The organism is uncultured Campylobacter sp. (assembly GCF_937949835.1).
GTDB lineage: Bacteria > Campylobacterota > Campylobacteria > Campylobacterales > Campylobacteraceae > Campylobacter_B.
Genome location: NZ_CALEDC010000380.1, coordinates 1 through 3,448, shown reverse-complemented (window position 1 = coordinate 3,448; position 3,448 = coordinate 1). Strand labels below are relative to the sequence as shown.

4 protein-coding genes are annotated in these 3,448 nt (G+C 38.9%); 2 read left to right on the top strand and 2 right to left on the bottom strand.

All coding sequences use genetic code 11. The features are described from left to right. Positions 1-750: DNA polymerase III subunit beta (gene dnaN / locus Q0256_RS08650; RefSeq protein WP_297962247.1), on the bottom strand; the 750-nt coding region annotated here is incomplete at its 3' end. 156 nt (positions 751-906) lie between these two features. Continuing rightward, positions 907-2,235, bottom strand: coding sequence for a chromosomal replication initiator protein DnaA (gene dnaA, locus Q0256_RS08645; RefSeq protein ID WP_297962245.1), 1,329 nt, complete (start codon positions 2,233-2,235; stop codon positions 907-909). 110 nt (positions 2,236-2,345) lie between these two features. Here dnaA and ruvC point away from each other — a divergent pair, with 110 nt between their 5' ends. Continuing rightward, a complete protein-coding gene (ruvC, locus tag Q0256_RS08640) occupies positions 2,346-2,825 on the top strand; it encodes a crossover junction endodeoxyribonuclease RuvC (RefSeq protein ID WP_297944540.1) in 480 nt (159 codons plus the stop codon). 10 nt (positions 2,826-2,835) lie between these two features. Next, the coding region (locus tag Q0256_RS08635) for a nitrilase-related carbon-nitrogen hydrolase (RefSeq protein ID WP_297962243.1) at positions 2,836-3,448 on the top strand (613 nt) is incomplete at its 3' end.

The window sequence follows — 3,448 nt, the reverse complement described above, 5'->3', positions numbered from 1 at the left end:
CGTATCGCTTGGGATTACCCGCTCATAGTTTGGAAATTTGCCGTTAATAAGCTTTGTAAAAAACTCAAAATTTTCGCTCACCGCTAGCAGCACGTTTTCGTCGTAGTAAATTTTAATTTTGTCCGAAAATAGCTTTTGAATTTCGCCTATCGCCTTTTTAGGGATTAAAATTTTAGTATCTAGCTCGCTCGCTTTTGATTGAGTGATCAGCTTATAAACGCTAAGTCGCTTAGTATCGGTTCCGACTAAATTTAAAAAGCCCTCTTTTACGTCGATTAAGGCCCCGTTTAGCTCATATTTTGGATTGTTCGTATCAATCGACGGATAGATCTTTTTAAGGCTTCTGCCTAAAATTCCAGCATTTACGTCAAAGCTGTTTTTACCATCTATTGTAGGAAAGCTTGGAAAATCCCTCGTTTCAAACATCGGAAGCTTGTACTTGGATTTTTTTTGCTTTACGAAGAGCGCTCCGTTGACAGTTTCTAAAGTAACGCTATCGTCGCTTAGGCCTTTTATGACGCTAAGAAGCTTACCGCCGTTTGCCGTAGCTTCGCCTTCCGTTTCTATTGAAACATTTTGAAGATTATAGCTTAGACCGATTTCATGATCGGTAGCTTTTATACTAAAAATTCCATCTTTAGCACTCATTAAAAGATGCGAAGTTATTGAGCTTAGATCTTTCTTATCGAGATAGGAGCTGGTATTGGAAACTATCTCTTCTAGAATTTTTTTAGTGATTAACACTTTCATATTTTTATCCTTTTAAATTTTTATCGTTGTAGTAGTTGGTAAGCGGTTTTTGTGAAAAACTTATCCTAAAGCTTGTCTTTAGGTAGTTTATCCAGTGAGTAAGTAGCTTTGTTTTATTCACTTTTATTCACCTTTTTTGCTTTATTTTCATAAAGTTTAAATTTCATTCTTTTCCTTCTTAGTTATTTTGTTTTTTAGCTCTTCAATTTTTATCTTTAACATCTCGTCGGTTTGTATGAGTTCGTTGATTTTTTTGATATTTTTGCTGATGGCGCTGTGATCTTTTAGATTAAAAAATGCGGCGATTTTAGGCATTGAGTTTTGAGTTAACTGTTTGGTTAGATATATGCAAATTTGGCGCGCTTCGACGACGTTTTTAGCTCGCGTTTTGCTCTTTAGCTCGCTAGGTTTTACGTTCAGTTCTTTTGAAATCACCTCTATGACGTGTTCAAGGCTCACACTTGAATATTTTTGATGGATCTGATCTTGCAGTGTACTTTTGGTAAATTCTAGCGTGATCTTCGTGCGAAGTATCGAGGAATATGCATTTAGTTTATTTATTGCGCCTTCGATTTCGCGGATATTATCGCCCATATTTGCGGCGATATATTCTACGACGTCGTGTGGAATTCTAACGCGATTTTCCTCGCTCTTTTTATTGATAATGGCGATTTTAGTTTCTAGATCCGGCGGGGTTATGTTTGCTATTATGCCGCTTTCAAATCGCGTTGTGAGGCGACTTTCAAAGCCTTTTAGGAATTTTGGTGGCAGATCGTTGGTTAGCACGATTTGGCAGTTTTTGTCTTTTAGCTCGTTGAATGTATAAAAAAGCTCCTCTTGAGCTTTATCACGTCCAATTAAAAATTGAATGTCGTCGATGAGCAAAACGTCGCAATTGCGGTATTTTTGTTTAAATTTATCGATCGAGTTGTTTTTGAGATTAAAGACAAAATCATTAGCGAACTGCTCGCTGGTAACGCAAATGACGGTCTTTCCTTTTTTGATGCAGTAATTTCCGATCGATTGAAGCAGATGAGTTTTTCCAAGCCCGCTAGGCCCGTAGATAAAGAGCGGATTAAAGCGAATTCCTGGCTCTTTTGCGACGGATACCGAACATTCGAAGGCAAATTTATTTGAATCGCCGATGATGAAATTTTCGAAGTTATAATTTTCGCTTAAAATAGTGCTTTTAGGCTTTTCTGAGATTATTTTTACCTTTTCTTTCGGCGAAATTTTAGCTTTTGAGGTGATTTTGACGATTACGTCGTTAAGCCCGAACTGTTTTTTGATAAGCTCTTTTATCTTAGTGCCGTATTTTGTCTGGGCATATTTGGCTATAAACTCGTTAGTTGCGTTATAGATGAAAAACCCTGGTGTCGAGTTTTTATCGTTAAATTTCAAATTTTTAATGTATCTAGAGTATTCGGTAGGTAAAATTTCCTTCTCTAAATTCGATAAAATTTCTTGTGCTTGCGACGTCGCCATAAAATTCCCTTACAAATTAGATTAAGATTTTAGCTAAATTTCGCTAAATTTGCGGTAAATTTAAGTTTATTCACTTGTGATTAAGCCGTGAATAAGCGTGAAAGAGGGTTATGAAAATTTTAGGAATCGATCCGGGAACTAGAAATTTAGGCTATGCGATTTTGGAAAAAGATGTGAATAAGATTGTTCTTATCGAAGCGGGACTTGTGAAAATGAAGGCTGAAAACGTGCAATTTCAAATGACGCAGATGAGCGAGGCGATCGATCAAATTTTTAGCGCTCATAAGATCGATGAGGTCGCGATAGAATCGATGTTTTATGCCTATAATCCGCAATCTGTTTTAAAGCTCGCTCAGTTTCGCGGCGCGCTGGCTCTTAAAATTTTACAAATTTTTGGAAATTTTGCCGAATATACGCCGCTTCAAATAAAAAAATCGGTCACCGGAAAGGCAAAGGCGGCGAAGGAGCAGGTTGCGTTCATGGTGAAGCGGATCTTGGGGATTAATAAGGAGATTAAGCCGCTTGATATCACTGATGCCATAGCTATCGCGCTTACGCATGCAAATGTTATGCGCTTAGCGCCTAAATAGGAGGGTTTATATGAAAATCGCTATTTTGCAAATGGACGTGAAAATGGCTCAAAATTTTGCAGATTGTGAGCAAAATTTTATCCGCGCGCGAGAGCTTATAGATCGCGCGCTAAAACGCGGCGCGGACGTATTGGTGCTGCCCGAGGCCTTTAATACGGGTTTTAATACGGCTAAATTTAAAGAATTTGCCGATACGAACGCTGCTCATACAAAAAAATTTTTAAGCGAAATTTCGCAAAAAGGCGGCGCCGTTTTGATTGTCGGAGCGATAAATTCTAGGCAAAATAAAATTTACAATTCCGCTTTCATCTATCAAAACGGAGCCGAAATTTTACGCTACGACAAGATCCACGCCTTCTCGCTCGCTCGCGAAAACGAGATCGTAAGCGGCGGCGATAAGTTAGGTCTTTGCGATATTAAATTTAAAAATCGCGCGGTTAAAATCGGCGTCGCGGTCTGCTACGATCTGCGCTTTTGTGAAATTTTTCGCGCTTTAGCGCTTCGCGGCGCGCAGATTGTTTTTGTGATCGCGCAGTTTGCGCAGAGCCGCATAGAGCATTTTATCACGCTTGCTAAGGCCCGCGCGATCGAAAATCAAATTTTTATCTGCGCGGTAAACGGCT

What these genes read in the sequence shown, in the direction of transcription:
- dnaA (WP_297962245.1), bottom strand. Translation starts at nt 2,235, where the DNA reads ATGGCGACGTCGCAAGCACAAGAAATTTTATCGAATTTAGAGAAGGAA.
- ruvC (WP_297944540.1), top strand. Translation starts at nt 2,346, where the DNA reads ATGAAAATTTTAGGAATCGATCCGGGAACTAGAAATTTAGGCTATGCG.